This is a genomic window from Paraburkholderia sp. SIMBA_054, from assembly GCF_046534875.1.
GTDB lineage: Bacteria > Pseudomonadota > Gammaproteobacteria > Burkholderiales > Burkholderiaceae > Paraburkholderia > Paraburkholderia hospita.
Window position 1 is genome coordinate 1 of sequence record NZ_JAWRXV010001450.1, and the last position, 245, is coordinate 245.

At 51.8% G+C, this 245-nt stretch carries 1 pseudogene; it reads right to left on the bottom strand.

Annotated elements, in window-relative coordinates:
- A pseudogene (locus tag SB822_RS59855) lies at positions 1-204 on the bottom strand (amino acid ABC transporter); the annotation flags it as partial.
- Between the last annotated feature and the right edge of the window lie 41 nt (positions 205-245).

The following is a 245-nucleotide window of genomic DNA, read 5'->3' on the forward strand; positions in this document are numbered from 1 at the left end:
TGCGAGAAGCTGCGCGGTTTCAACATCGGAACCCACGGGTTTGAGATTGGCATCAAGCATGCCGGACGGCGGAATTGCCAAGTCCGTCGACACCCGAATTTTCTTTGCTGCGATGATGTCGGCGTATGTATCGGCCATGGCCGGAACGCCTTGAGCAGTCAGCATCGCCCCTACGATGCCTAATACGAGAAACCTCTTCAACATTACATTCTCCTCCATTTTGTTTTATCTCATAGATCGTGGCT